This is a genomic window from Vibrio sp. 1978, from assembly GCF_033344345.1.
This window is the reverse complement of the sequence record NZ_JAWPOP010000407.1, coordinates 1-736: the sequence shown is the minus strand read 5'-3', so window position 1 is coordinate 736 and position 736 is coordinate 1. Positions and strand designations below refer to the sequence as shown.

Annotated in this window: 1 pseudogene; it reads right to left on the bottom strand. The window is 46.2% G+C overall.

From position 1 onward, the window contains the following. A pseudogene (locus tag R8N49_RS26900) lies at positions 1-633 on the bottom strand (6-phospho-beta-glucosidase); the annotation flags it as partial. Between the last annotated feature and the right edge of the window lie 103 nt (positions 634-736).

Below are 736 nucleotides of genomic sequence, written 5' to 3'. Positions count from 1 at the left end.
ATGCAGGATCTGACGCGCCCAGATAAAGTGGTTCAAACCCGCGACTTGCAATACAAAGTCTTGCTCGTCAGCCCCCAGCATTTGCGCGATGCCTTTTTGCATGATCACTGGCACGTTGCACAAACCGACCGCTTTTACGTTGGTGTGCTTGAGAATCGCTTCGGTCACCATGCCCGATGGATTAGTAAAGTTCAGCAACCAAGCGTCAGGACATAATTCTTCCATCTCTTTACAGATTTCTAGCGCGATAGGAATGGTGCGACAGGCATTAGCAAAACCGCCTAAACCATTGGTCTCCTGACCGATCATGCCGTATTTAAGCGAGATGCGTTCATCGCGGATGCGACCTTCCAAACAACCCGCGCGAAATTGAGAACAGACAAAATCGGCGTCTTTTAATGCGGGTTTGCGATCCAGCGTGACGTGAACATCAATATGAGACAGGTTGTTTTTCGTCAACATTCGGCGCGTTAAGTCGCCAATGATGCTGACTTTTTCTTTGCCATCCTCAATATCGACCAACCACAGCTCGCCGATAGGCAGTTCATGATTGCGCTTGATGAGACCTTCGATAAGCTCAGGCGTGTAACTGGAGCCTGCGCCAATAATGGTAATTTTTAGATTCTTTTTCATCGTGCTGTTTCTCGTTATGGATAAGACAGTTTGATTAAAAAGCATCGTGATTCGCTATACAAACCAATTTAAACTTGCTATGCATTAGCCTTTCTAATTTATG